The organism is Sporichthyaceae bacterium, assembly GCA_036269075.1.
Classification (GTDB): domain Bacteria; phylum Actinomycetota; class Actinomycetes; order Sporichthyales; family Sporichthyaceae; genus DASQPJ01.
Window position 1 is genome coordinate 1 of record DATASX010000050.1, and the last position, 2,849, is coordinate 2,849.

Here is a 2,849-nt window from a genome sequence, read left to right on the forward strand (position 1 = left end):
GCAGTGCGCACCAAGACCTCCTGCGCGAGCCGACGGTGCCGCGACCGTAACAGCGGCAAGCGCGCCACGCAGTGCCCCGATAAGGAAATCCGTACCGTCCTGTCCCGACATCAGTGGTCGCGCCCGTTCGCACACGGATGCTCCAACGGGCCTCCTCGTCCAGCATCCGCCGCTAATTGCCGCCGAGCTGCGAAAGGCGGTCGGTTCGCCACCCGCATGACGGGCAATCACATCTCGCCGGAAGCGAGGCGGCCCCGATTGGTCGGCCATAACAGCCAGGCGAGGGACGGAAGGACCAGCACGACGGCCGCGGCGGACACGATGCCGAGGGCGTGCATGGTGGCGGGCGGGGAGGCGGCCCGGTGGATGCTCGCGTGGGTGCCGAGCAGGTAGAGGTACTGGGTGACGCCCCACCCCACCGGCAAGGCGGCCACGGCCAGCGCACCGAGGGGGCGGACCAGGGCCGTGTGCACGTTCCGAAGCGCCGTGGCCAGGAGGATTTCACGTCCGCTTCGAGCGTCGGCGAGACGGCCGCCTGCGCCACGCTTGCCCCGAGGCCGGCCGGTCCCCAGGGTGGCGTCGATCGGGTTCGGTGGCTCGTCGCTGCTTGTCGGGCGCTACGCACCGCCGCCGTGGGCATCGGCGTGGGCATGAAATCGCGTAGAGCACAGCAGCCACAGGCGATCAGAGTCGACGGCGTTGAGACCACGGGCGACCACCGACGACCACAGTCGACGCTGTCGACCGTCCTCCTAAAGCGGGTGTCGCGCGTTCGATTCGCGCCGGGGGCACCGCATCTGACCTGCGCGTTTAGTAACGCAACAGCCCTTGGGTGCTGTGCGTGGGAATCACAATGGGAATCAGTCTGCGTACGCTTGTCCGGTGGCGACCACGGATCGCGGTTCTCGCGGGCACATCGAGGAACGGCCGACGGCTCGTTCCGAGCGATCGTGTTCGCCGGGGTGGACCCGGTCACGAAGATGGGGCGCTACCTCAAGAAGACCGCACCATCCCTCAAGCAAGCGAAGGTCGAGCTGACCAAGCTGCAGAAGTCCGTAGACGAACGACGCCACCCGCGGTCGGCCATCACCGTCTCCCAAGCGATCGAGCAGTGGTTGGAGGTGACTTCGCACGAGGCGAGCACGCGGGAGCGGTACGAGCAGCTGATCCGCCTGTACATCGCGCCGACCCTCGGCAAGGTTCAGCTGGCCCGCGTCGAGGGTCAAGCCCCGGGGCGTGGTGTTTGGCGGTTGCGGCGTGATCCTCGGTTCGGTCAGGCGCTGAGCGCCTTGGTGCGTCGGTTCGTCTTGGTCACCTCCTGCTGGGCCGGTGCGGGGAGCAGGGTCAGGCGGGCGCGGGCGAGGACCTCGGGTCCGAGGTAGCGACGGGCTTCGGCCCATTCGTCGTGCTGTTCGGCGAGCACGGCGCCGACCAGTCGGATGATGGCGTCGCGGTCGGGGAAGATCCCGACGACGTCGGTGCGGCGGCGGATCTCGCGGTTGAGCCGTTCCTGCGGGTTGTTGCTCCAGACCTGGCGCCACAACTCCTTCGGGAACGCGGTGAAGGCCAGCACGTCGGCACGCGCCTCGATGAGGTGCTCGGCGGTGCGGGGCAGCTTGTCGAGCAGGGTCTCCACCGCGCGGTCGAACTGGGCCTGCACTGATGGTGCGTCAGGTTGGTCGAACACCGAGTGCAGCAACGCGCGGACCCACGGCCAGGACGCCTTAGGTGTCACCGACATCAGGTTCGCCGCGTAATGAGTCCGGCACCGCTGCCAGGACGCACCGGGTAGCGCGGCGCCGATGGCCTCGACCAGGCCGCGGTGCGCGTCGGAGGTCACCAGACCGACGCCGCCCAGCCCACGTGCGGTCAGGCTGCGCAGGAACGCCAACCACCCGGCGCCGTCCTCGGCCGAGGCGACCTCGATGCCGAGGATCTCCCGGTGTCCGTCGGCATTGACGCCGGTGGCGATCAGGGCGTGGACGTTGACCACCCGACCGCCCTCGCGGACCTTCAGCACCAGGGCGTCGGCAGCCACGAACGTGTAGGGCCCGGCGTCCAGCGGCCGGGAGCGGAACGCCGCGACCATGGCGTCCAGTTCGCCGGCCATCCGCGAGACCTGCGACTTGCTCAACCGCGTGATCCCGAGGGTCTCGACCAGCTTGTCCATCCGCCGGGTGGAGACCCCGAGCAGGTATGAGGTGGCGACCACGGTGGCCAGGGCGGCCTCGGCCCGCTTGCGCCGCTCCAGCAGCCAGTCGGGGAAGTACGAGCCCGAACGCAGCTTCGGGATCGCCACGTCGAGCGTCCCGGCACGGGTGTCGAAGTCCCGGTGCCGATACCCGTTACGAACATTGGTCCGGTCCGGGCTGCGCTCGCCGTAATCGGCACCGCACAACGCATCGGCCTCGGCCGACATGAGCACGCTGACGAAGCTGGAAAGCATCTCGCGCAACAGGTCCGGGGACGCGGACGCGAGCTGCTCGTGGAGGAACTGGGCAGGGTCGATACTGGGCTTGGCGGCCATCGCGGTGTGCTCCATCGAGTCGACTGTGAGAGGTCTCTCGAGGATCACGCGGTGGCCGCCCTACGCGTCTGTGCCACGCCCATCAGGCCCGGCTGTCGCACACCACTCTGCGGGACGCCACTCCCGTCCAGGAGATTCGATCGGCTCCAGGGTGCGGGTCACGAACTCGGTCACCGTTGAGGATGCACTCCGGCACTGTCGCGCCGCGCTAGTTCGTGATCACGAGGGAGGGAGCGGGGCGGCACCGACGGGGTGGGTCTGCCGCGTAAGACAGCGGCCATTGGGTAGGTCGCGATCGACATGGTTGACGCAGCTCTGGACG

The 2,849-nt window shown here is 68.9% G+C and carries 2 protein-coding genes; both read right to left on the reverse strand.

Annotated features, from left to right (window positions below; genetic code table 11):
* Nucleotides 1-227: 227 nt before the first annotated feature.
* Nucleotides 228-473, reverse strand: coding sequence for a hypothetical protein (locus VHU88_09470; protein HEX3611901.1), 246 nt, complete (start codon nt 471-473; stop codon nt 228-230).
* An 800-nt stretch (nt 474-1,273) separates the two neighbouring features.
* Nucleotides 1,274-2,527 (reverse strand): IS256 family transposase, encoded by a 1,254-nt coding sequence (locus VHU88_09475; GenBank protein HEX3611902.1) that lies wholly within the window; start codon nt 2,525-2,527, stop codon nt 1,274-1,276.
* Between the last annotated feature and the right edge of the window lie 322 nt (nt 2,528-2,849).

Bases quoted from the DNA above. Each gene is read 5' to 3' on its own strand.
- VHU88_09475 (HEX3611902.1), bottom strand. From the start codon at position 2,527: ATGGCCGCCAAGCCCAGTATCGACCCTGCCCAGTTCCTCCACGAGCAG.